Here is a 614-nt window from a genome sequence, read left to right on the forward strand (position 1 = left end):
GCGCACGTAGAGCGCTTCTATTTCAATAGCCTCTGGCGCTTGCCCAGCCTGCGTTAGCACGTGATTGAGCACTGAATTGAGCAAATGCTCGGAGCCCTTGCCGACCATGTGCTCGATCGCCGGCGCAGGAATGGCCGGCAGCGCCAGCTCGCTCAGCATGCGGTTGATGGCCTCGGCGAAATCGCCCAGGGTGTCGACCATCGTGCCGTCGAGGTCGATGATGGCGGCGTCCAGGGCGGTGCGGTTCACGGGCAGGGAAATCATGGGCAGTCCGGTGCGAAAAGGAAAAGGCCCCGCAGGGCCTCGGAGGGCGGAAGGCAGGCTGGTGAACGTGTTTCTCAAGCCAGCTGCGCGCGCATGGCATCGATCACGCTTTGGTAATCGGGCTTGCCAAAAATCGCGCTGCCGGCCACGAAGGTGTCGGCGCCGGCGTCGGCGGCGCGGCGGATGTTGTCGATCTTGATGCCGCCGTCCACTTCGAGGCGGATGTCCTTGCCCGAGGCGTCGATGCGCCGGCGCACCGCCTCGATCTTGCGCAGCGCCGAGTCGATGAAGCTCTGGCCGCCAAAGCCGGGGTTGACGCTCATGATGAGCACCAGGTCGATGTCGTCGAG

General features: G+C 64.5%; 2 pseudogenes. Both read right to left on the bottom strand.

Going from position 1 to position 614, the window contains the following annotated elements:
* Positions 1-264: pseudogene (locus QZH66_RS15410) on the bottom strand (hypothetical protein); the annotation flags it as partial.
* Between the two features lie 74 nt (positions 265-338).
* A pseudogene (locus tag QZH66_RS15415) lies at positions 339-614 on the bottom strand (ribulose-phosphate 3-epimerase); the annotation flags it as partial.

The sequence above is a fragment of the Stenotrophomonas sp. YIM B06876 genome (genome assembly GCF_030711595.1).
Lineage (GTDB): Bacteria > Pseudomonadota > Gammaproteobacteria > Xanthomonadales > Xanthomonadaceae > Stenotrophomonas.